The organism is uncultured Porphyromonas sp., from assembly GCF_938046015.1.
Lineage (GTDB): Bacteria > Bacteroidota > Bacteroidia > Bacteroidales > Porphyromonadaceae > Porphyromonas.
The window spans coordinates 148816-171912 of sequence record NZ_CALIXW010000036.1 but is presented as its reverse complement, the minus strand read 5'-3'; the positions used below and the strand labels follow the sequence as shown (position 1 = coordinate 171912).

Sequence of the window (23097 nt, the reverse complement as noted above, 5' to 3'; positions counted from 1 at the left end):
CTCAGCCCACCATGCAGCCTATACGGACACCCTACCTCCTGCTCGGAGCCCTCACACTGACCACACTCGCTAGCTGCTCTCTGCACCGCTATCAGGGGCCCGATGACCAGCTCTACATCGGCGTCAAGTCCATTGATGTCGTCGGCAAAGCCAAAGGGGGTTACCTCGGGGATGCGCTGGCGGAGGCGGAGGCCAAGCTAAGCTACGCTCCCAATGGAGCCATCCTGGGGAGTAACTCCCTGCGCTTCCCCTTCCCGCTGGTGAGCCCCTACCTTTATATGAGCCTCTCGTCGCATCCCACCTGGCTCACCAAGGGACTGCGCCGCCTGACCTCCCGCCCCGTATGGATGCGCGATGTCAGCCCTGCGCTACGCGCCAAGGTCGCCCAGCAGGCCCTACGCGACCGCGGCTACCTATCGGCTCAGGTACGTGCCTCCATTCACCCCATGCCGAGCGACTCCCTACAGGCCAAGGTGAGCTATGAGATCACCCCTGGGGCGCTCTACCTACTGGATAGCGTCAGCTACTTCCCCCCTGTGCCTATCCGTAAGGACCGCTTCTTCCGCCACGAACGCCTGAGCTATCTACACCGCGGGGGTCCCTTCTCCATGCAGGCCCTACAGGCCGACCGAGACATCGCGACGGCCTTCCTCCGAGAGCACGGCTACTACTACCTCAAGAGCGACTACATCACCTACGAGGCGGACACCTTACAGAAGCCCGGGCACGTAGCTCTGCGCACGCGCCTAGCCCCTGATACGCCCTCCGAAGCCCTAAGGCAGTGGCGCGTCGGAGATATCCAGCTACGCCTACTGCCCGATGACAATGAGCGTCTCGGCTCACTTGCTACCGATAGCGTAGACCTAGGGCCAGGGCTGAAGTTCTACTACACGGACAAGCCCCTCGTACGTCCTCGGATGCTTGCCTCTCGTATCCGCATGACGCCCCAGGCGATCTATAAAAGCAGCGAGGAGGCGAGCACCCTAGCGGCGCTCAATAACCTCGGGGCCTTCTCCTCGGTTGAGTTCTACTTCTCCAAGCGGGAGGAGACGAAGGGTAATGCTAGTGCCGATAGCACTGCGAGCGACAGCCTACGCCGTAGCTTCCCCTCGGTGATGGATAGTATAGGCGACCTTGATCTCATGGTCCTCCTACGCCCCAGCCGCCCCTGGTCCGCCTATATCGGGGCGGCGATGATGAAGAAGTCCAACAACTATATGGGCCCTGGGGTATCCCTCTCACTCGATCGCAACAACCTCTTCGGTGGCGGGGAACGCCTCTCGGCGAACCTCTACGGCTCCTATGAGTGGCAGACGGGACGTAGCCCATCCGACGGGAGCTCCGTCTCCATCAATAGCTATCAGCTCGGCGGCGACCTTAGCCTCGTCTTCCCGACGATTCTCTTCCCCAGCATGCTGGACAGCTACTACAAGTACCCCACCAGCACGAGCTTCAAGCTCGGGGCGCAGGCCATCAACCATGCCCGCTACTATACGCTGCGCTCGCTCTCCCTATCGATGGAGTACAGCTTCCAGCCCTCGGAGCGCTGGAGCCATAGGCTGGTTCCCCTGAGCCTAAGCTATACCCAGCTGTCACATACGACGGCACGCTTCGACAAGCTCCTCGAGGAGAATCCCGCCCTCGGCCTCTCGCTGCGCAATCAGTTCATCCCCAAGCTCGCCTACTACTTCACCTACACGCATCAGCCCGAGCAGAGCCCGCACTTCCTGCAGCTCTTCGGCGAGGTCAGCGAGGCAGGAAACGTCGTCAATGCCCTAGAGAGCCTCTCTGGCCGCCCTTACGGCGAGACGAAGAAGCTTTTCGGTGTGCCCTTCGCTCAGTTCGTCAAGGCAGCGCTGGATATGCGCTACTCCTGGCGTATCGATCGCAATCAGACGATCGCCACACGTCTAGCTACGGGCGCGCTCTATGCCTATGGCAATGCGACGACGGCACCCTACATCGAGCAGTTCTACGTCGGAGGGGCCAACAGCATACGTGCCTTCACCGTGCGCAGCATCGGCCCAGGGCGCTTCCGCACGGAGGATGAGAATGCCTACTCCTTCATGGATCGCGTCGGGGAGTTCAAGTTCGAGGCGAACCTCGAGTACCGCGGCCGTCTCTTCGGCGACTGCCACGCCGCGGTCTTCCTCGACGCGGGCAACGTATGGCTCCTACGCCCCGACGCCTCGCGCCCTGGGGCTGCGCTCTCCGAGGCGGGTTCGCTGCCCCGCCTGCTGGATCAGATCGCCGTGGGTACGGGGGCAGGGCTGCGCTACGATCTATCCTTCCTCGTCGTGCGCTTCGACGTCGGCATAGGGCTGCATCTACCCTATGCTACCGAGCGCAGGGGCTGGTACAATATCCCGCGCTTCAAGGACGCCATCGGCTACCACCTAGCCATCGGCTATCCCTTCTAAGCCCCCAGCCGCACGATGTATCAGGCAGAGCTCATCATCCCCCTAGCCGTAGAGGGTAGCTACAGCTACCTTGTCTCCGACGAACTGCTGGCGCGCTATCCGCAGCTCGCCCCTGGCTGTCGTGTCGTCGTCCCCTTCGGTACCAAGCGTTACTACACGGCCGTCATCCTTCGCCTACAGCCTTTGGCCGAGGAGGAGGCTGGGGGGCAGAGGCTCCGCCCCATCGAGCAGGTCCTTGACGCTGAGCCGCTGGTGCCTGCCGATCAGCTACGGCAGTGGCAATGGATGAGCTACTACTACTGCTGCCCCCTGGGCTCCGTCCTGCGTGTAGCCCTGCCCTCGGCGCTCCTGCCCGAGAGTAAGACGATGCTCCTCCTCAATGAGGACTTCACAGCGGAGACAGCCCTCAGCGAGCTCGAGTGTCGCCTCCTCGACCTGCTGTCTGCTGCCGCACGTCCCCTCTCCATACAGCAGCTGGAGCTCCAGCTCGGGCGTAGGCTGACGCAGCCTATACTCCACCTGCTGAGCCTCGGAGCCCTCACCACGGAGGAACAGCTGCAGACGAAGTATAAGCCGAGACTAGAGCGCTACCTCCGCCTCGCCGAGCCCTACCGTCAGGACGAAGGGCTACTCGCCGAGGCCTATGACGCACTACGGCGTGCCCCACGCCAAGCTCAGCTGCTGGAGCGCTTCCTCGAGCTGCACCAGCAGGCAGGCTCGTCCCTAGAGGAGCCCCTACACCGAGCGCTGCTCCTAGAGCACCTCCCCCAGGGCAATGCACCCCTCAAGGCGCTTGTCGATAAGGGAATCCTTGAGCTCCTCGAGCTCCCGAAAAGTCGCCTCAGGCAGCAGCTGCACGCCGAGGACGAAGCCCCCATGACGGCGACTAATGTCCCTCCCCTCACAACCCCGGTGACGCTCTACTGGGGGAATAGCCGCCAGGGGACAGAGGACTTCATCGTCGCCCAGGCACAGCAGGCCCTAGCGGCAGGGCAGCAGGTGCTCATCCTAAGTGCGGCCGCAGGCTCCATAGGGGCGCACTTCGGGCTACAGCAGCGCCTGGAGCGCCTCCTCCCCGACGCCTACTACCCCTACCATAGCCTCCTCTCCGAGGCACTGCGCGTGGAGACCTACCAGCGCCTGGCCTCTCTAGAGGAGCCCACCGTCGTCCTCGGCACACGTAGCGCGATCTTCCTCCCCCTGCCCCGCCTCGGGCTCATCATCGTCGACGAGGAGCACGAATACCTCTACAAGCAGCAGCTCACAGCCCCCCGCTACCACGCTCGAGATGTGGCGCTATGGCGCGCCCACGAGCTCGGAGCTAAGGTGCTGCTGACCTCGGAGACCCCTTCGGCCGAAGTCCTCTTCCACGCCCTCCGCGGTAAGTATCAGCTGCTGCGCCCCGAGCCCGAGGCTACCCTTGCCCCCCTACCCCAGCTCGGGGTCATCGATCTGTCGGGCCTCAGGCGGAGCCATGATATGCCCTATGGCTCGATGATCTCGCCGCCGCTCTACGCTGAGATCCAGCGGCAGCTCGGCCTTGGACGCCCTGTGCTGCTGGTACAGAATAGACGAGGCTACGCCCCCTACATCCTCTGCGACAGCTGTGGCTCACGCATCCTCTGCCCCAACTGTGACGTCAGCCTCACCTACCACCGAGCGCGCCACGCCCTACTCTGCCACTACTGCGGCCATAGCGAGGCGCTACCCGAGTGCTGCCCCAGCTGTGGCACCGACAGCATCACGACCAGACGCGGGGAGACACGCCCCGCCCTGCGCCAGGTAGGCTACGGCATCGAGCGCGTGGAGGAGGAGCTGCAGCGGCTCTTCCCCGAGCGCCAGATCCTGCGTATAGATAGCGATACCCTCTCCTCGCGTCGCCGCCAGCTGGAGATACAGCAGCAGCTGGAGCGGGGCGATGTAGACATCCTCATCGGTACGCAGCTCATCAAGGGGCAGGACGTGTGGCGCGACCTCGGGCTCGTGGCCGTCATCCAGCTCGATGCCATCCTAGGCTACCCCGACTTCCGCTCTGAGGAGCGCGCCTTCCAGCTGCTCTACCAGCTACGCCTGCGCACGGCGCAGGGTGCCCACACCGAGCCCACGGACTTCCTCCTACAGACTTCCTCCCCCGATAGCCCCTTCCTCTCGGAGCTGCGTAGCGACGACTATGAGCGCTTCATCCGCAAGACACTCGTCGAGCGACAGGAGCTCCACTACCCGCCCTTCTGGCGTATCACCTACGTCCAGCTACGGGCACGGGATGCTGAGCTCTTGGCGCGGGTCGGGCTCATCCTACACCAGTCGCTCAGAGCCCTCCTACCTCAGGGCGAAGTCAGTGAAGCCCTCGTCCCCTCCGTCGGACGCGTCGAGGGCTTCTACCAGCGTCAGATCACCGTACGCCGTCCCTTCGGCTGCAGCTATAGTGAGGAGCGTGTCGCCTTCACCACCGCCCGCGCTCATCTCTACAGCAGCTACCCAGAAAGCCGCCGCGTACAGATCACCTATGACGTGGACCCCCTCTAGTTCCTCCCGCTACATCTGCCCCTAGACCTCATCCAGCGCCTTGGCGCAGGAGGACGAGCTATACCCCTTCCGAACGGGGCAACACGGGGAGCACGCACTTCCTCCCTTAGGGAAGCGCACTTCCCTGCCCAAGTGGAGGCATCCCGCTCCCCCTTGTCCCTTCCCCTCAGCTTACTTCCAGCGAAGTACCCACTAAGCTCCCCATACTCCTCAGGCACAAGGAGCAGCGCGCTGAGGGATATCAGTCAGCGCACTGAGGGACGTCCGTGACGTGTGTGAGGGATAGCCATCAGGAGGCTGAGGGGTATCCCTCACGAGGGGCGGCAGGGGGGGCTAAGGCCTCGCGCGGCCCCTTAGCCTCGCGACAAGTGCTCGGCGGGGCTGCCCCTAACGGGGTGACAGGGCAGAGGCCTCAGCCACGCCTAGCGAGCGGTGACGCTTGAGGGATAGAGCGATATGTACTACCTTTGTGGCGAATAAAGCGCACCACATGAGCACCCAAGAACAAGATAAACTCAAGCCCACAGCCTCTATTGCCCGCGACGGGCTCAAGCTCGGCAGCGTCCTCTGCTTGACCTACCTTGCCCGCATCCTAGGCCTCGGCTACCCCTTCTTCAGCCTCATCTACTTTGCTGGGCTCATCCTCATACCCTATACCGCCTATCGCCTCACCAAGGCTTACCGCGATCAGGTAGCCACGCCCAGCACGGGCTTCAGCTGGCTCCAGGGGCTGAGCTATACCCTGCGCCAGCACGTCTTCGGGGGGATCCTCGCCTTGATCCCGCAGTACTTCTACTTCCGCTACTTCATCCCCGAGATCCTCGATCAGCTCCACGAGATGCTGAGCAATCAGCCTCAGGCGCTAGGGCAGCAGCTACAGGAGTCGCTGGCTAGCCTCGAGGCGACTCCGCTATGGCAGTGGCTCTGGGTAGACTACTGCTTCACCCTCTTCCTGGGCCTCGTATGGGGAGCCCTTGTAGGGCTTGCCCTACGACAGCGCCCCTTCTACCAATAGCGCCCTTATCTCCACCAGCATACCACTATGGATATATCCATCGTCATCCCTCTATACAACGAAGCCGAATCACTCCCCGAGCTCGAGGCCTGGATACGCCGGGTCATGGAGGCACACGGCTACAGCTACGAGATCATCTTCGTCAATGACGGCAGCACGGACTCCTCCTGGGAGGTGATCAAGCAGCTGCAGGCGGCTAACCCTGCCGTGCGTGGCATCAAGTTCCGCCGCAACTATGGGAAGTCCCCTGGGCTGCAGTGCGGCTTCGAGCGCACCAAGGGCGATGTCGTCATCACCATGGATGCCGACCTGCAGGACAGCCCTGACGAGCTCCCCGAGCTCTATCGTATGATACGCGAGGAGGGCTACGACCTCGTGAGCGGCTGGAAGCAGAAGCGCTACGACCCCGTGCTGAGCAAGAATCTCCCCTCCAAGCTCTTCAACGCTACGGCCCGTCATCTCTCGGGCATACATAACCTACACGACTTCAACTGCGGGCTCAAGGCCTATCGCGCTGAGGTGGTCAAGAGCATCGAGATCTACAACGACATGCACCGCTACATCCCCTACATGGCGAAGGTAGCGGGCTTCTCCCGCATCGGCGAGAAGGTCGTCCAGCACCAGGCACGTAAGTATGGCGAGAGCAAGTTCGGGCTCAGCCGCTTCGTCAACGGCTACCTCGACCTCATCACCCTTTGGTTTACCTCCACCTTCGGCCGTAAGCCGATGCACTTCTTCGGCCTCGGGGGAAGCCTGATGTTCGTCATTGGCTTCATCGCCCTCTTGGTAGTACTGGGGAGCAAGCTCTTCCACATCTGGACGAATACCCCTGCGCCGCTCGTCACGAGCCGTCCCTACTTCTTCATCGCCCTTACCGCAATGATCATCGGGACGCAGCTCTTCCTAGCGGGCTTCATCGCTGAGCTGCTCGCCCGCCAGTCTCAGGACCGCAACGACTATAAGATCGAGGAGGAGCTCTAGCCCCTCCCACAGCAGCTGACATCCCTATACCTCACATCATAGACCATATCGTCATGAATCAGCTACGTCGTAGTATCAGTATCTATGGGCTCGGGCTCTTGGCGCTACTCAGCGCCTGCTCGGGCAGCACCAAGCGCAGTCAGTACACGAAGCTCACAGGCGAAGTCTTCCACACCTACTTCTCCATCCAGTACGATCTAGGCACGGACTACAGCAAGGCGATCGACTCGACCTTTCACTCCTTCAGCCACTCGCTGAACCCCTTCGACTCCACCAGTCTCATCGCTGCGATCAATCGCAACGAATCCTCCGAGACGGACTCGATGCTCCGCGAAGTCTTCCTACAGTCGGTCGAGATCTCGCGTCACACGGAGGGCAGCTATGATGTGACCTGCGCGCCGCTGATCAATCTCTGGGGCTTCGGCTTCGAGAAGAAGGGCGACAGCATCACCTCGCACATCGTCGACAGCGTACGTCAGCTGGTCGGCTACCAAAAGGTGCAGCTCAATGGAGCACAGATGCTGAAGGCTGATCCACGTATGAAGATCGACTTCTCCTCCATCTCCAAGGGCTACTGCGCCGACCTTGTGGGGCGCCTCCTCAAGGAGCGAGGAGCCAGCAACTACCTCGTCGAGCTGGGCGGAGAGATCGCCTTCCAGGGGAAGAACCCCCAGGGCGAACGCTGGGTCATCGGTATCGATAAGCCCATAGACGACCCCTCAGGGAGCGTCAATGACTACGAGCTACGCATCCGTCTTCCCCAGGATGCAGGAGGTCTGGCGACCTCGGGTAACTACCGCAACTACAAGATCATCAAGGGGAAGAAGTACGCCCACACCATCGACCCCAAGAGTGGCTACCCCATGCAGACCGACGTGCTGAGCGCGACGATCATCGCCCCGAGCTGCATGCTCGCCGATGGTCTGGCCACCGCCTGTATGACGCGTCAGGCCAGCGAGGTGCCTGCACTCATCCGCCACTTCCCTGGTGTGGAGTATATGCTCATCCTCGGCAACCCCGAGGGAGGCTACCATACGGTGATGAGCCCAGGCTTCGAGCAGCTCGTCATCAAGTAATGTACAGCAGCCGTCACAGGCTGCTCCCCACTCCTAGCACAGCAGCGCGGGGCGGCAACTGGATATCAGCCTGCCGCCCCGCGTGCTATCCTATCACCCAGCCAATAGACGAATGATACGCATGAGCCCCACGACTCAGAGACGCGGCCTCCTCCAGCAGGGCTTCCTCCTCTACCTAGGCGGGACGCTGCTCCTAGCCCTGCAGTTCCTCCTCCAGCTCCTAGGCAGCACGACGATGGAGCTGATGGATGCGCTCGGCTACACCTTCTATCTAGCCTCCTGCCTCTCCCATGCGGGCTGTCTGATGCTCCCTGCCTACCTCATCGCGAGCCTCCTCATCGCCCTACGGCCAGGCCGCTATGCGCTCTGGGTACAGACGCTGCTCACGGGCCTGATGAGTATCCTCTGCCAGCTCGATGCTCAGGTCTACGCGATCTACCGCTTCCACATCAATGGCTTCATCCTCAATATGGTCTTCGGCCCAGGAGCGGGTGAGGTCTTCAACTTCGATACCGCGCTCTACCTGCGCGAGGGGATGCTACTCCTCGGGATAGGCCTACTGAGCCTCGGCATCTATCTCCTGGCGAGCTGGCTGTGGCGCCGTCATGGGCGTGCCTATTGGGGCTGGGGGCTAGGACTGATCCTGGGTGCGACGCTGCTGGCCCATCTGATGCACATCTACGGCGCCTTCGTCTCGCGCCCCTCCATCGTACGCAGCGCCAAGCTCCTCCCCTACTACTTCCCCACGACCTCCTACAGTCTGATGCTGCGCCTAGGCTTCCACTCGCCCAGTGACCTAGAGGCGCTCCAGCGCGGTGGCTCTGGGCTGGTGAACTATCCTCGCCGTCCGCTAGTGAAGGAGCAGCCCAAGCAGCTGCCCAACATCCTCATCATCCTCCTCGACTCGTGGAATAAGCGTGCGCTCACCCCCGAGACCATGCCCGCGACCTACGCCTTTGCTCAGCGTAGCCAGTGGTACACCGATCACAAGAGTGCCAGCAATGGCACCCGTAGCGGAGTCTATGGGCTCTTCTTCGGCCTCAGCTGCTACTACTGGGAGGAGTTCGAGGCCTCGCACGTACAGCCGCTACTCATCAGCCGGCTCAGCGAGCTCGGGTACGATATGCGTGCCTATCCCAGCGCGACACTGGAGAACCCCAACTTCGCCAGCGTCCTCTTCAAGCAGATCCCTGGGCTGCGTACCTCCACCCCCGGCGCCAGCTCGCTCGAGCGTGATAGACGCCTCACCGAGGATTACCTCTCCGAGCTCCCCCAGCGCCAGGCCTCGGGGCGCCCGCTCTTCTCCTTCCTCTTCTTCGACCTGCCTCACAGCTTCGAGCTGCCCAAGGAGCTCAACCAGCGCTTCTCTCCCGCCTGGGAATTCGCCGACTACACCCGCCTCAGCAAGGACAGCGATCCCACGCCGATGTGGAACCTCTACCGCAACACCTGCTACCAGGATGACCTGCTGCTCGGGCGCATCTTCGGCTCGCTCCAGAGCTCGGGCGCGCTGGAGAATACTATCGTCATCCTCACGGGAGACCACGGGCAGGAGTTCAACGAGAGCGGCCGCAACTACTGGGGACACAACAGCAACTTCGCTGACCCGCAGCTCGGCGTACCCTTCATCTGCCATTTCCCTGGGCAGGCGCCGGGGCACATCGACTACCGCACCACGCACTACGACCTCGTGGCGACCCTGATGCACGACTGGCTGGGCGTGAAGAACGACCCAAGCGACTACAGCATGGGACGCCTACTCAGCGACCCCACGCCACGCACTTGGCACATCGTCGGCAGTAACCTCAACTACGCCTTCATCATCGAGGGAGACACCATCCTCGAGAAGACCGCCGAGGGCGCTCTAGAGGTCTACGACCCTAAGATGAAGCCCATCCTAGACTACAAGATCGACAGTCGACGCTTCAACGAGGCCGTGCAGCGCCTCAATAGCTTCTTCCGTCAGTAGGCCTCTCGCCCACTCCTCCGCGGCCAAAAGACCATAGTCTCACTCCTCCCCCACCTTGTCTCAGATCGAAGGGAGAAAGGCCTCCCAGCGTACTATGAGCTAGGGGAAGGGAGTCCTGAGGGATATCAGTCAGAGGGCTGAGAGATATCCCTCAGAGAGCTAAGTGAAGACTGTTGGCTTGCTCCACCCCTCCTCCTACTACGGGGCGGCTTTGGACAAGGCCTTGCAGTCTTTCCTGTAGGGCTAGCCTTAGGATGGAAAAGCAAGACACGATACCCAGCGCTTGATCCCTACGCGGCTTGTCCTACGCGGGTGCTACTGGAGCGCTTAGCCCCCACCTACCTAAAAGCAAAAGACTAGGCCCCGCGAGCTACTCGAGCTCGCGGGGCCTAGTCCTTTGAGGGACAGCAAGCGGCTGTCCGCTCCTTGCTAAGCCTTACTTAGCGTAGTACAGCTGGAGACCCTTGAGGCGATTCCACGCACCGCGCGTGAAGTCAGGCACTGCTACGGGAGCGGAGTGGTGATTCAGCGAGATTTCCGTGAGCTCACCGATAGAAGACCATTCGGCTAGGTCATAGACGTCCATATCGAGGGGTAGGCCATGGTGCAGGCAATAGATGAGGCGATAGTCCATGATGAAGTCCATACCACCGTGACCACCGACCTTCTTCGCCTTCTCAGCGATCTCAGCGTGGATGGGGTGCTGGTACTTCTTCATCAGCGCATCACGCGTAGCATCGCTGACGTAGTCGTGGCTCTTGAGGTCCTCGTGGTTGGGGACGGCAGACTTAGACTCCTCGGTAGGACGGAGGCAATAGCCCTGCTTGGGGTACTTGTTAGCGAAGCCGTCCGAGCCGATAACCTGGTAGTAGCGGTTGTAGGGCTGGTAGGAGGTGACGTTGTGCTCGAGATAGATGGTCTTGCCCTTGACAGTCTTGATGAGCGTCTGCGTCATCTCGCCGTTCTTGACCTGGGGGTTCTCGATCTTCATCTCTTCACGCATGAAGCGGGGAAGGGTCGTAGCGGGGACGTCCATGCTGATGAGGTAGTCCATGCGGTCGCCGCGGTGGATGTTGAGCACCCAGCAGGCGGGGCCAAGGCCATGCGTAGCGTAGATGTCGCCACGGAAGCCGATGTTGGCCTCCAGACGCCAGTTGGCATCGTAGTACTTCCAGAAGGGCTCGAGGTTGTGAACATAGCCGCCCTTAGCGCTCAGCACTTCGCCGAAGAGGCCATGCTGAGCCATGTTGAGCGTCGTGAGCTCGAAGAAGTCGTAGACACAGTTCTCCAGCATCATGCAGTGACGCTGGGTGCGCTCGGCTGTGTTGACGACGTCCCAAGCCTCCTTGAGGGTCATGACGGCGGGCACCTCACAGGCGACGTGCTTGCCCTTGTTCATGGCGTAGATCATCATCTCTGCGTGGTGCTGCCACCCAGTGGCGATATAGACGAGGTCGATATCATCGCGGTCACAGAGCTTCTTCCAGGCATCCTCGCTACCACTGTACTCGGTGGCTGCAGGCAGGCCTGCCTTCTCGAGGTACTTCTGGCTCTTGGCCACGCGCTCGGGATGGAGGTCGCAGAGGGCCTTGATCTGGACGCCATCAAGGTGTGTGAAGCGCTCGACAGCGCCGGGACCGCGCATCCCGAGGCCGATGAAGCCTACACGCACCACGGGCATGGGGGCAAGGCGCAGCCCCAGGACGTCCTTCTGCCCAGCGGGACGCTTAGGCACGACCGTCTCGATGATGTGTGTCTTGGTGTTTTTCTTCAGCTTCACGGTTCCGCAGGCGCAGACCGTGAGCGCCACCGTCGCCGCAAGCGCCACGACGGAGAGCAACTTTCTTGTCTTCATGAGAGAAGGGTGTTAGTGAATATTACGTGTTGGGTGGGTATTAAACGTCAGCACCTCCGAACTCCGAGGTGAAGTGGAAGCGGATCTTGGGGAAGTCCTGCTGGGCCATCGTCAGCACATAGCCCGAGTCGGCCAGATAGACGTCACGGCCAGCGAGGTCCTTAGCCATGTACTGGGCCTTACGGCGCTTGAAGTTCTCGAGCTCGGCAGGGTCGTCGGACTCGATCCAGCAGGCCTTGTAGAGATTGACGGGCTCCCAGCGACAGGCAGCCCCATACTCGTGCAATAGGCGGTACTGGATGACCTCGAACTGCAGCTGCCCTACGGTGCCGATGATCTTGCGCCCGTTGAACTGATTGGTGAAGAGCTGTGCGACACCCTCTCCCATCAGCTGGTCGATGCCCTTGGCGAGCTGCTTGGTCTTCATCGGATCCTGGTTCTCGATGTACTTGAAGAGCTCGGGGGAGAAGCTGGGCAGGCCGCGGAAGTGCAGCTCCTCGCCTGCAGTGAGCGTGTCGCCGATACGGAAGTTGCCCGTATCAGGCAGGCCGATGATATCACCCGCATAGGCCTCCTCTACCGTCTCCTTGCGCTGGGCCATGAAGGCTGTGGGACTACTGAACTTAAACTGCTTGCCTAGGCGCACGTGCTTGTAGCTAGCGTTGCGCTCGAAGCGCCCCGAGCAGATCTTGACGAAGGCGATACAGCTGCGGTGATTGGGATCCATGTTGGCGTGGATCTTGAAGACGAAGCCGGTGAAGGCAGGCTCGTAAGGGGACACCTCGCGCTCCTCGGCACGGACGGGGCGCGGCGAGGGGGCGATCTCGACGAAGCAGTCCAACAGCTCCTGCACTCCAAAGTTATTCAGCGCCGAGCCGAAGAAGACAGGAGCGAGATCGCCCGCTAGGTACTCCGTCCGATCGAACTCTGGGTACACGCCATCCACTAGCTCCAGGTCGGCGCGCAGACGCTCGGCCTGCTCTGCCGTGATGTGCTGCTCCAGCTCAGGAGAATGGATATCCGCGATGGAGACGCTCTCGGTGATGCGCTGCTTGTCGGGCGTGAAGAGGTTCAGCCCCTGCTGGTAGATATTGTAGACCCCACGGAAGCGCTGCCCCATATCTATGGGCCAGGAGAGGGGACGGACGCGTATCTGCAGCTCCTGCTCGATCTCGTCCAGGAGGTCGAAGGGGTCCTGACACTCGCGGTCCATCTTGTTGATGAAGACCATGACGGGCGTCTTGCGCATACGGCAGACCTCCATCAGGCGACGGGTCTGTGCCTCTACCCCCTTGGCTCCATCTATGACGATGATGACGCTGTCTACGGCTGTGAGCGTACGGAAGGTATCCTCAGCAAAGTCCTGGTGCCCTGGGGTGTCGAGGATATTGATCTTATGCCCCGCGTACTCGAAGCCCATGACGGACGTCGCCACAGAGATCCCACGCTGCTTCTCGATCTCCATCCAGTCACTGGTGGCCGTCTTCTTGATCTTGTTGCTCTTGACGGCTCCTGCTACGTGGATAGCCCCCCCGAAGAGCAGGAGCTTCTCGGTTAGGGTCGTCTTCCCGGCGTCCGGGTGGCTGATGATGGCGAAGGTTCGCCGCTGGTCTATTTCGTCCTTATACTCGTTCATTACGATTCTTGTGTCTATTCTGAGTGGGGGCAAGACTAGGCCTGAGGCTCTAGATCACTGCCCGTCTGCTCCATCTGGTAGCGGTGGGCCAGCAGGGCGAGGAAGGAGCTGATCTGCTTCATCGACTGCCGTGTCTCCTCGGAGATCTCCTGCCCCTTGAGCGTCAGGGTAAGGTAGCCATAGACGGCACTGAGCGCCGTCTCCAGCTCGCTCTCCTCCTTGGCACCCTTGGCGCGTAGCTGGATGAGGGCAGGGAGGATCTGCAGGTGCATCCCCGAGTAGACGTAGTCCTCACTATTGGCCAGCAGACGGCGATGGAGCTCCTCCAGCTGCAGCAGCACGATGCGATGGACGTCCAGGTGGCCACTTTGCTGCTTGCCCTCGGCGCGCATCATGTCCACCAGCTCGGAGTACCAGCGGTAGAGCTCACGGCGCTCAGCTTCACTGCGCTCGCCATAGCGGGGCAAGATGAGCCGCTCCACGCCCTCCATGTCTACACCTGCAGCACGGATGAGGTCCTCCACCTGCCACATGTAGAGCAGGTATTCGACGATGTTCTCCTTGCGCTTGGCCTGGGCTACGTACATGGTAGTCTTACTTCTTGATGAGGCGCTCGGCGAGCTTCGGATCAGCGTCGTGCTTCCCCGGAGTGATCCCGAGGAGACGGCAGACCAATGGATAGAGCGTGATGTTGGGGATAGGCTGAGCGATACGACGCCCCGCCTCGAAGTCTGGCCCAACGGCCTTGAAGACCGCCAGCATCTCCTCGTGCTTGTTGTCGAAGCCATGCCCTGCCGCTAAGCTCTGGGCAGGGATACCCCGAGGACTGAAGTAGATCTGCGTCCCGAGATCGGCCTTGACGACCAGCTCCCCGATACGAGGGCTGGAGCCGAAGTGTAGGCTCTGAGGCAGCTCCCCCTTGCGATAGACCTCTACATGAGGCACACGCTTGAGGATGCGGTAGGCCGTCTCGGTGTAGCCCTTCTTCGGATAGAGGTGGGTGAAGGGACCCGTGGCGACGTGCTCGAAGCTATCCAAGGGGAGGTAGTCCGCCAGGTTCACCGCCTTGCTCTTGTCGAAGCTCGCCATCCCGTGATCCGACACGAGGATGAAGTCCACCTTGTGTGCGAGCGGTAGCTGGGCTAGGCGCTGACGGAAGTAGCCGACGACGGAGTCCATCTTCTCTACCATGCGTAGCGTCTTCGGCGACTCGGGACTCTCGTGATGTCCCGTATGGTCGGGCTCCTCGATGTACCACATCAGGAGACGGGGGCGCTCCGCCTCGGGGAGCTGGAGCCAAGCCAGCACCGAGTCAGCGCGGTCGGTATAGGGTACCTTGTCGTCGAACTTCTTCCAGCGATCGGGCTGATGCCCGCCGACGGTGGTCTCACTCCCGACCCAGTAGAAGCTCGCGGACTTCATCCCGTGGCGACGGACTACATTCCACAGAGGCTCGCCCTTGTAGAAGGCTGGGTCGGCGACAGCGGCGCGATCCCCCAGCTTATAGTGCGCACCACGCTCGTCCCAGAACTCATTGCCCACGAGCCCATGGTTATTCGGGTACAGCCCCGTGGCCATCGCATAGTGATTGGGGAAGGTAAGGGTAGGATAGGACGGACGGAAGCGACCCGACAGCCCTTCGGCATCCATACGATCAAGGTTCGGTGTATGTGCCCGCCCCTGATAGTCGGCACGGAAGCCATCAAGTGAGAGTACGACGACGTAGCGGTCGCTAGCCTCTGCTAGCCCAGCCGGAGTGTGTTGCTTAGATACGCCACAGCTGCCCAGCCCAAGGCTAAGCAGTCCCGCCCCCATCAGGAGCGGAAGGAGCAGTGAGTTAATCCTTCTCATTCTTAGATAAGTGTAGGACTTAGTCTCCCAAGTCCGTAGCGGATCATCCTGATCTCGCTCTATTTGCAGGAGCAAAGGTAGCAAAAAAGCCGCGCCTATGCCAGTCCGAGCGGTACGAGCTCAGCGCTGAGGCCTGATGATTCCCTTGGCTCCTCCTCTACATTATATAGACAGCACAGGGGGGGGACAAGACGCAGCGATGCTGCGAGCTAAGGGGGAGGCCTCCCGAAGGATATCAGTGAGGCGACTGAGGGACGTCAGTCACGCAGCTCAGGGATATCGGTCAGCGAGGCTCAGGGGTATCCCTCACCGAGCTAGGACTGAGCTGCCGCCCTACTCCACCTCCCGAGGCACTCCGCTGGGAGGGCATGGGCGAGGCTATGCTCGGAGCTACGCAGCTCAGCCCAAAGCGGAAGAGACAAGCCATCCAGCTCTGCTTGTAGCGATGCTGTCTCTAGAGGGACGAATGCGGGCTCAAGACAAAGCGTACGCCCTGCCAAGAGCTATTCGGATAATTGTCGTACCTTTGTTTATGAACCCTACGACGGCTAACTGGCTGGAGTAGGGTTCGCTATTGTAATCATCCCGAGTAATCACAACGAACGGAGTCGATAGGAACTCCCTCCCTTCTATGGCATACAACTATATGACCAAGGCGGGCTATGACAAGCTCGTCGCCGAGATCAACGAGCTGGAGACCATCCAGCGCCCCGAGATCTCCCGCCAGATCGCAGAGGCCCGAGATAAGGGCGACCTCTCTGAGAACGCCGAGTACGACGCGGCCAAGGAAGCCCAAGGGCTCCTCGAGGCCAAGATCTCACAGCTCAAGGCCACGCTAGCCAACACCCGCATCATCGACGAATCACGCCTCGGCACCGAGGCCGTGCAGATCCTCAACAAGGTGCGCATCCGCAACACCAAGACCAAGGCAGAGCTCGTCTACACACTCGTCTCGGACTCTGAGGCCAACCTCAAGGAGAAGAAGATCTCCGTCAATACCCCCATTGCCAAGGGCCTCATGGGACGCAAGGTCGGGGATGTCGTCGAGGTACAGACCCCTGGCGGACTGCTCTCTCTCGAGATCCTCGAGATCAGCTTCTAGTACCCTCCACACAGACCGTACACACTATGCCTAGCCTATTCACCCGCATTATAGAGGGGGAGATCCCCTCGCATCGCGTCGCTGAGAGCGAGGAGTTCTATGCCTTCCTCGACATCGCCCCCCTGAAGATGGGGCATACGCTCGTCATCCCTCGCCTAGAGGAGGACTACCTCTTCGACCTCGAGGACGAGCTCCTCGGGCGTATGATGATCTTCGCCAAGCAGGTCGCAGCCCAGATCAAGGCCGTGACCCAGTGCCGCAAGGTGGCTGTCCTCGTCCTTGGCCTAGAGGTCAATCATGCCCACATCCACCTGGTCCCCATTAACACCGAGGGGGACATCGACCTCAAGAAGAAGCTACAGCCGAGCCAGGATGAGCTCGCCGACATGGCCGCCCGCCTGCGTGCAGCGGCGCTAGTCTAGCTATCCCCTCGAGGCCGCCTCACCCCGCCCTGCGGCACGATCCCCGCAGACCTTTACTACCCATATATTCTATATGATATCTGTCGATGGGCTCACCGTTGAGATCGGTGGCGCTCCCCTATTCTCCAACATCTCTTTCGTCATCAACCCCAAGGACCGTATAGCCCTGATGGGTAAGAACGGCGCGGGGAAGTCCACGCTACTGAAGATCCTCAGCGGCACCCGCGAGGCTACCCGAGGGAAGGTCAACGTACCCTCGGGGGTCAAGGTAGCCTATCTGCCCCAGCACCTACTGACGGAGGATGGGCGCACCGTCTTCGAGGAGACAGAGCAGGCCTTCAGCCATATACACGCTATGGCGGCACGCATGGAGGAGCTCAACGAGCAGCTGACGACACGTACCGACTACGACAGACCCGAGTATATGGCTATCATCGAGGAGGTCTCTACCCTCGGGGAGAAGTACTATGCCATCGAGGAGATCAACTACGACAAGGCCGTAGAGCTGACGCTACTGGGCTTGGGCTTCAAGCGTAGCGACTTCGACCGACAGACCTCAGAGTTCAGTGGCGGCTGGCGTATGCGTATTGAGCTGGCGAAGCTCCTGCTGCAGAAGCCCGACGTCCTCCTCCTGGACGAGCCGACCAACCACCTAGACATCGAGTCCATCCAGTGGCTGGAGGACTTCCTCATCGAGACGGGGCAGACCGTCGTCGTGATCAGCCACGACCGCGCCTTCGTAGACCACATCACGGCGCGCACCCTAGAGATCACCATGGGGCGCATCTATGACTACAAGGTCAACTACAGCGAGTACCAGCGCCTACGCGCTGAGCGCCGCGAGCAGCAGCAGAAGGCCTATGAGGAGCAGCAGAAGTTCATCGCAGAGACCCAGGACTTCATCGAGCGCTTCAAGGGCACCTACTCCAAGACCAACCAGGTGCAGAGCCGTGTGCGCATGCTAGAGAAGCTAGAGCTCGTCGAGGTCGATGAGATAGACAGCTCCGCCATCCGTCTCCGCTTCCCACCAGCCCCTCGCTCGGGCACCTACCCCGTACAAATGGAGGGCGTCGGCAAGGCCTTCGAGGACAAGCGCATCTTCTCTGGGGTCGACCTGATGATCGAGCGTGGAGACAAGATCGCCTTCGTCGGGAAGAACGGCGAGGGGAAGAGTACGCTGGTACGCTGTATCATGAAGGAGCTCGAGCACGAGGGTACCCTGACGCTCGGGCATAACGTCTCGATCGGTTACTTCGCCCAGAACCAAGCGGCCATAGAGGACGAGACACGCACCGTCTTCCAGACGATAGACGACATCGCTGAGGGGGAGATACGCACCAAGATCAAGGACCTACTGGGGGCCTTCATGTTCGGTGGAGAGGCCTCGGCCAAGAAGGTCAAGGTACTCTCTGGCGGAGAGCGCACACGTCTGGCGCTACTCAAGCTGCTCCTCGAGCCCTACAATCTCCTCATCCTCGACGAGCCCACTAACCACCTCGACATGAAGACTAAGGAGGTCCTCAAGCAAGCCCTCCTAGCCTACGACGGGACGCTCATCCTCGTCTCGCACGACCGTGACTTCCTCGACGGGCTCGTCAGCAAGGTCTACGAGTTCGGCGGCGGCAAGGTCACAGAGCACCTCGAGGGGATCTACGAATTCATGCAACGAAAGAAGATGGAGAACCTCCGCGAGCTGGAGCGTACCCAAGGATAATCACGAACACTTACTGATAGCAACACTTATAGACCTATGGCACAGCAGACACTATACCCTCTGACCTTCGCCCCCCTACTCAAGGAAGTCATCTGGGGAGGCCAAGACATCCGCCCCTTCAAGGGACTCGAGCCCGATGACAAGAAGGTGGGCGAGAGCTGGGAGATCTCTCACGTCGATGACAACTACAGCATCGTAGCCGAGGGCGCCCTCAAGGGGCAGAACCTCGACGAGCTGCTCCGCACCTATGGCGACCGCCTCGTCGGGGCACGCGTGAAGGCGCGCTTCGGTGACCGCTTCCCACTGCTCATCAAGTTCATCGACGCACGTGACTACCTCTCCATACAGGTGCACCCCGATGACGCACTGGGCATGAAGCGCCACAACTCCTTCGGCAAGACGGAGATGTGGTACGTCATCTCCGCCGCTGAGGGAGCTAAGCTCTACAGCGGCTTCGCCGTCCAGTCCTCACCCGAGGACTACGTGAAGCGCATCGCCGAGGGTACGATCGTAGAGGCTCTAGCCGAGTACGAGGTCAAGCCTGGCGACGTCTTCTTCCTCCCCGCAGGGCGCGTCCACGCCATCGGTGCAGGCTGCTTCATCGCCGAGATCCAGCAGACCTCCAACATCACCTACCGCATCTACGACTACGATCGCACCGACGCAGCGGGCAACAAGCGTGAGCTGCACACCGAGCTCGCCAAGGATGCCATCGACTACCAGCTACAGGACGACTACCGCACGGCCTATACGCCCGCCAAGGATCAGCCCGTCGACCTCGTCTCCTGTCCTTACTTCGAGACCAAGCTCCTCGACCTCGACGCTCCACTCCACCGCGACTGGAGCGCCCTGGATAGCTTCGTCATCTACATTTGTATGGAGGGTGCACTGACGCTGCGTGACGCCGCAGGCTACGAGGTCAAGCTCCATCAGGGACAGAGTGCGCTGGTCCCTGCTGAGAATAGCGAACTGACGCTCCTGCCCAGCCCCAGCTGCAAGCTGCTCGAGACCTACATCCCCGAGCTGTAGTCTCCCTACTGTAGTCAGACTTCCCCTATGGCTGGCTCCAAGCTCTACTACCGCATCAAGGAGGTCGCCCATCTCCTCGGGGAGCAGGTCTCTACCCTGCGCCACTGGGAGTCGGAGTTCCCGCACCTCGCCCCCGCGCACTGCGACAAGGGAGCCAGGCGCTATACCCAGCAGGATATAGAGAACATACGTACCGTGCAGTATCTACTGCGCGTACGTAAGTTCACCATCGAGGGTGCGCAGGACGAACTGAAGCGTACCAAGAAGCGTCTGGATACGCAGCTCGATACGCTCACACGGCTACGCCAGATCCGTGAGCGTCTACTTGAGCTCAGGGCACAGCTAGAGTCCTAGCGAGCGGACGCACTATTCGCATTAAGGATTCGTGGGGCTCCTGCGCAAGCCCCACAGATACCTTGGAGCCAGCTCGAGGGCAGGTAGCACCGTCCCTATCTTGGGGCGGGTAGCAAGCCAAGGGTCAGCGACCAGAGACTTGCCCGAGACCTTCTAGCAAGGGGCATAGGGAGCGAGGACGAGGCCGGCGCCTTACCCCCCAGCTCCGCGAGGGATATCCCTCAGCCTCCTCACTGACACCCATCAGGCTCGTGACTGACGTCCCTCAAGGAGCTGACTGATATCCCTCAGAAGCTCCCTCCGCATAGCCGCGCTACACTAGGACTTGGCTGTCCCTTCGCTCTTAGCCCAAGGCAAGGGGCACGCTGGAGGCATTCTAACACCGCTACCCTAAGCAAGCGAGCGAAAGGATGGATATAGCCTAGCAAATATGACTATATTTGTAGCACCACTCATTGGGCTGGTGCACCAATGCTAGGCGAACTGACTCACCGTAAGCGAACGAATCACAGATACACACTCGATACTATAATGAAGAAAGTTGATGTCCTGCTCGGACTGCAATGGGGCGACGAAGGCAAAGGCAAGATCGTCGATGTCCTGACCCCCTCCTATGACCTCATAGCTCGCTTCCAGGGTGGGCCCAACGCAGGGCACACCCTAGAGTTCGAGGGCAAGAAGTACATCCTGCGCTCCATCCCCTCGGGGATCTTCCAGGGGGACAAGCTCAATGTCATAGGCAATGGTGTAGTACTCGACCCCATCCTCTTCGCCGAGGAGGCTCGTGCGCTCTCGCGTAGCGGGCACGACCTCCGCAAGCGTCTCCTTATCTCGCGCAAGGCCCATCTGATCCTCCCCACGCACCGCTACATCGACGCAGCGCAGGAGGCACTCAAGGGTTCGGCCAAGATCGGCACCACAGGCAAGGGCATCGGTCCCACCTATACGGACAAGATCGGGCGCACGGGACTGCGTGTAGGCGACATCGAGCACCAGCTGGAGGAGCGCTATCAGGCAGCCAAGGAGCGACACCTGGCGCTACTGCGTGCCTGGAACTACCCCGTAGAGGGGCTTGAGGAGCTGGAGCAGCAGTGGATGGAGGGCATACGCTACCTACAGGAGTTCACCTTCGTAGACAGCGAGCACTTCGTCAACGAGTCGCTACACCGCGGGCAGAGCGTCCTAGCGGAGGGAGCCCAGGGCTCACTGCTGGACATCGACTTCGGCTCCTATCCCTTCGTCACCTCGAGCAGCACCATCAGCGCAGGCTGCTGCACCGGCCTAGGCGTAGCACCACGGCATATCGGTGAGGTCTACGGCATCTTCAAGGCCTATTGCACCCGAGTCGGTTCGGGGCCCTTCCCCACCGAGCTCTTTGATGAGACGGGCGAGCGCCTCTGCTCGCTGGGGCATGAGTTCGGCTCTGTCACGGGGCGCCGCCGTCGCTGCGGCTGGCTCGACCTGGTAGCTCTGCGCTACACGGTGATGCTCAATGGCGCCACGCGCCTCATCATGATGAAGAGCGACGTGCTGGATAGCTTTGACACGATCCGCGTCTGTACCGACTACGAGATCAAGGGCGAGCTGACGCGCAGCTTCCCCTACGAGCTCAGCGACGAGGTCAAGCCGCACTACACCGAACTCAAGGGCTGGAAGTGCGACACCACGCAGCTGACGCGCTACGAGGACTTCCCCCAGGAGCTGCGGGACTACATCGCCTTCATCGAGGAGCAGATCGGGGTGCCCATCGCCGTAGTATCTGTCGGCCCTGACCGAGCGCAGACCATCGCGCTACATCCCGAGCTACTTCCCTAGCAGAGGGGAGTCTGCTGCTACATGACCTATACCGAAGCACTCCAATATCTATATGCCGCTACCCCTGCCTTCCAAGAGGTGGGGGCTAGCGCTTATAAGCCTGGGCTGGATACGACGCGCGAGCTGGATGCACACTACGGGCACCCTCACCGCGCCTTCCCCTCCATCCACGTAGCTGGTACCAATGGCAAGGGCTCTACCTCCCATAGTCTCGCGGCGATCCTACAGTCTGCGGGCTACCGTGTAGGCCTCTTCACCTCGCCTCACCTCCTAGACTTCAGCGAGCGCATACGCGTCAATGGCCAGCCTATTGACCAGGACTACGTCGTGCGCTTCACCGAGGGCGCCCGAGCGCAGATCACGGAGCTACGGCCCTCCTTCTTCGAGCTCACGACGCTCATGGCCTTCTGCTACTTCCGCGACCAGCAGGTAGACTACGCCATCATCGAGGTAGGGATGGGCGGCCGACTGGATAGTACCAACATCATCTCCCCTATCCTCTCGATCATCACGGGCATTAGCCTCGACCACACTCAGTACCTAGGGGACACGCTGGCGAAGATCGCCCATGAGAAGGCGGGCATCATCAAGCCCCAGACGCCCGTCATCATCGGGCGCGCTGAGGAGCCCGAGGTGCTGGAGACCTTCCGAAGGCGTGCAGAGGAGGAAGCAGCCCCACTACGGCTCGCTGCCACAGAATTCCGCTTTGTCCGCTCCCAGCCCGAGGCCATAGGGCAGACCCTCTATCTCCGTCCTCAGGGGCAAAGAGAAACGGAGCGCGCCGTATACTTCGAGCTCGGTGGCGCAGCGCAGCGCTACAACCTCCCGACCATCCTCACTGCCGTCGAGGAGCTGCGCCGCCTAGGTCTGGAGCTCTCTGACGAAGCCGTCAGCAAAGGTCTTGCCGAAGTCTGCGCCCTCACGGGACTGCGCGGCCGCTGGGAGACGCTAAGCTGCTCCCCTTGGGTCATCTGCGACACGGGGCATAATGAGGACGGCATCCGCTACGTGGTCGAGCAGCTACGCTCTCTAGGCTGTCCGCTGCACATCATTTTCGGCATGGTGAGCGACAAGGACGTCCGCCACGTCCTCGCACTATTGCCGCCCGAGGCTCGTTATTACTTCACGGCCGCACGTGTCGCACGGGCGCTGCCAGCTAGAGAGCTGCAGGGGCTCGCTGCGGACTACGGCCTCCGAGGCGAGGCCTACCCTGATATCAGCGCTGCGCTAGAGGCTGCGAAGGCGTCAGCAGCAGCGGGTGAGCTCATCTTCGTCGGGGGGAGCAACTTCCTCGTGGCGGACCTCATCAGCATCTATCACAACACTAAATAA

General features: G+C 61.0%; 17 protein-coding genes. 13 read left to right on the top strand and 4 right to left on the bottom strand.

Going from position 1 to position 23097, the window contains the following annotated elements:
- Nucleotides 1–11 precede the first annotated feature (11 nt).
- The 6 genes from Q0248_RS04700 (at nt 12) to Q0248_RS04675 (ending at nt 9987) form a co-directional block, all read left to right on the top strand.
- A complete protein-coding gene (locus Q0248_RS04700) occupies nt 12–2420 on the top strand; it encodes a BamA/TamA family outer membrane protein (protein ID WP_299320283.1) in 2409 nt (802 codons plus the stop codon).
- A 15-nt stretch (nt 2421–2435) separates the two neighbouring features.
- Nucleotides 2436–4946, top strand: coding sequence for a primosomal protein N' (priA, locus tag Q0248_RS04695; protein WP_299320280.1), 2511 nt, complete (start codon nt 2436–2438; stop codon nt 4944–4946).
- A 490-nt stretch (nt 4947–5436) separates the two neighbouring features.
- On the top strand, nt 5437–5961 hold the full coding sequence (locus Q0248_RS04690; RefSeq protein WP_299320278.1) for a DUF4199 domain-containing protein: 525 nt from the start codon (nt 5437–5439) through the stop codon (nt 5959–5961).
- Between the two features lie 27 nt (nt 5962–5988).
- Entirely contained in the window at nt 5989–6942 is a 954-nt protein-coding gene (locus Q0248_RS04685; RefSeq protein WP_299320277.1) for a glycosyltransferase family 2 protein, read from the top strand.
- Between the two features lie 53 nt (nt 6943–6995).
- Nucleotides 6996–8018 carry an FAD:protein FMN transferase gene (locus Q0248_RS04680; RefSeq protein ID WP_299320274.1) on the top strand — a complete coding sequence of 341 codons (1023 nt, stop codon included), beginning with the start codon at nt 6996–6998 and terminating at the stop codon, nt 8016–8018.
- 112 nt (nt 8019–8130) lie between these two features.
- Nucleotides 8131–9987, top strand: coding sequence for a sulfatase-like hydrolase/transferase (locus Q0248_RS04675; RefSeq protein ID WP_299320272.1), 1857 nt, complete (start codon nt 8131–8133; stop codon nt 9985–9987).
- A gap of 436 nt (nt 9988–10423) precedes the next feature.
- Here the strand turns inward: Q0248_RS04675 and Q0248_RS04670 are convergent, their stop codons facing one another.
- The 4 genes from Q0248_RS04670 to Q0248_RS04655 are packed head-to-tail and all read right to left on the bottom strand — an operon-like array spanning nt 10424 to nt 15329.
- Entirely contained in the window at nt 10424–11842 is a 1419-nt protein-coding gene (locus Q0248_RS04670; protein WP_299320270.1) for a Gfo/Idh/MocA family oxidoreductase, read from the bottom strand.
- A gap of 40 nt (nt 11843–11882) precedes the next feature.
- Nucleotides 11883–13478 (bottom strand): peptide chain release factor 3, encoded by a 1596-nt coding sequence (locus Q0248_RS04665; protein WP_299320267.1) that lies wholly within the window; start codon nt 13476–13478, stop codon nt 11883–11885.
- 35 nt (nt 13479–13513) lie between these two features.
- Nucleotides 13514–14065, bottom strand: a complete 552-nt coding sequence (locus Q0248_RS04660) for a DUF4924 family protein (protein WP_299320265.1) — start codon at nt 14063–14065, stop codon at nt 13514–13516.
- A 7-nt stretch (nt 14066–14072) separates the two neighbouring features.
- Nucleotides 14073–15329 (bottom strand): ectonucleotide pyrophosphatase/phosphodiesterase, encoded by a 1257-nt coding sequence (locus Q0248_RS04655; protein WP_299320263.1) that lies wholly within the window; start codon nt 15327–15329, stop codon nt 14073–14075.
- Nucleotides 15330–15960: 631 nt separating this feature from the next.
- Between Q0248_RS04655 and greA the strand changes: the two genes are divergently transcribed.
- The 7 genes from greA to Q0248_RS04620 all read left to right on the top strand — a co-directional run bounded on the left by greA (nt 15961) and on the right by Q0248_RS04620 (nt 23097).
- Nucleotides 15961–16431, top strand: a complete 471-nt coding sequence (greA, locus tag Q0248_RS04650; RefSeq protein ID WP_211789320.1) for a transcription elongation factor GreA — start codon at nt 15961–15963, stop codon at nt 16429–16431.
- Between the two features lie 26 nt (nt 16432–16457).
- A complete protein-coding gene (locus tag Q0248_RS04645; protein WP_299320258.1) occupies nt 16458–16853 on the top strand; it encodes an HIT family protein in 396 nt (131 codons plus the stop codon).
- 73 nt (nt 16854–16926) lie between these two features.
- Complete coding sequence (locus Q0248_RS04640) at nt 16927–18567, top strand: ABC-F family ATP-binding cassette domain-containing protein (protein WP_299320256.1); 1641 nt, start codon at nt 16927–16929, stop codon at nt 18565–18567.
- 36 nt (nt 18568–18603) lie between these two features.
- Complete coding sequence (locus Q0248_RS04635) at nt 18604–19596, top strand: type I phosphomannose isomerase catalytic subunit (protein WP_299320254.1); 993 nt, start codon at nt 18604–18606, stop codon at nt 19594–19596.
- Nucleotides 19597–19623: 27 nt separating this feature from the next.
- A complete protein-coding gene (locus Q0248_RS04630; RefSeq protein ID WP_211789316.1) occupies nt 19624–19950 on the top strand; it encodes a MerR family transcriptional regulator in 327 nt (108 codons plus the stop codon).
- A gap of 531 nt (nt 19951–20481) precedes the next feature.
- Nucleotides 20482–21765, top strand: a complete 1284-nt coding sequence (locus Q0248_RS04625; RefSeq protein ID WP_299320250.1) for an adenylosuccinate synthase — start codon at nt 20482–20484, stop codon at nt 21763–21765.
- 21 nt (nt 21766–21786) lie between these two features.
- Nucleotides 21787–23097 (top strand): folylpolyglutamate synthase/dihydrofolate synthase family protein, encoded by a 1311-nt coding sequence (locus tag Q0248_RS04620; protein ID WP_299320249.1) that lies wholly within the window; start codon nt 21787–21789, stop codon nt 23095–23097.

Excerpts from the sequence above, each read along its gene's own strand:
- Q0248_RS04680 (WP_299320274.1), top strand. The coding sequence starts at position 6,996 with ATGAATCAGCTACGTCGTAGTATCAGTATCTATGGGCTCGGGCTCTTG.
- Q0248_RS04620 (WP_299320249.1), top strand. The coding sequence starts at position 21,787 with ATGACCTATACCGAAGCACTCCAATATCTATATGCCGCTACCCCTGCC.
- Q0248_RS04655 (WP_299320263.1), bottom strand. The coding sequence starts at position 15,329 with ATGAGAAGGATTAACTCACTGCTCCTTCCGCTCCTGATGGGGGCGGGA.
- greA (WP_211789320.1), top strand. The coding sequence starts at position 15,961 with ATGGCATACAACTATATGACCAAGGCGGGCTATGACAAGCTCGTCGCC.
- Q0248_RS04625 (WP_299320250.1), top strand. The coding sequence starts at position 20,482 with ATGAAGAAAGTTGATGTCCTGCTCGGACTGCAATGGGGCGACGAAGGC.
- Q0248_RS04700 (WP_299320283.1), top strand. The coding sequence starts at position 12 with ATGCAGCCTATACGGACACCCTACCTCCTGCTCGGAGCCCTCACACTG.
- Q0248_RS04670 (WP_299320270.1), bottom strand. The coding sequence starts at position 11,842 with ATGAAGACAAGAAAGTTGCTCTCCGTCGTGGCGCTTGCGGCGACGGTG.
- priA (WP_299320280.1), top strand. The coding sequence starts at position 2,436 with ATGTATCAGGCAGAGCTCATCATCCCCCTAGCCGTAGAGGGTAGCTAC.
- Q0248_RS04630 (WP_211789316.1), top strand. The coding sequence starts at position 19,624 with ATGGCTGGCTCCAAGCTCTACTACCGCATCAAGGAGGTCGCCCATCTC.
- Q0248_RS04635 (WP_299320254.1), top strand. The coding sequence starts at position 18,604 with ATGGCACAGCAGACACTATACCCTCTGACCTTCGCCCCCCTACTCAAG.
- Q0248_RS04685 (WP_299320277.1), top strand. The coding sequence starts at position 5,989 with ATGGATATATCCATCGTCATCCCTCTATACAACGAAGCCGAATCACTC.
- Q0248_RS04640 (WP_299320256.1), top strand. The coding sequence starts at position 16,927 with ATGATATCTGTCGATGGGCTCACCGTTGAGATCGGTGGCGCTCCCCTA.
- Q0248_RS04645 (WP_299320258.1), top strand. The coding sequence starts at position 16,458 with ATGCCTAGCCTATTCACCCGCATTATAGAGGGGGAGATCCCCTCGCAT.
- Q0248_RS04660 (WP_299320265.1), bottom strand. The coding sequence starts at position 14,065 with ATGTACGTAGCCCAGGCCAAGCGCAAGGAGAACATCGTCGAATACCTG.
- Q0248_RS04690 (WP_299320278.1), top strand. The coding sequence starts at position 5,437 with ATGAGCACCCAAGAACAAGATAAACTCAAGCCCACAGCCTCTATTGCC.
- Q0248_RS04675 (WP_299320272.1), top strand. The coding sequence starts at position 8,131 with ATGATACGCATGAGCCCCACGACTCAGAGACGCGGCCTCCTCCAGCAG.
- Q0248_RS04665 (WP_299320267.1), bottom strand. The coding sequence starts at position 13,478 with ATGAACGAGTATAAGGACGAAATAGACCAGCGGCGAACCTTCGCCATC.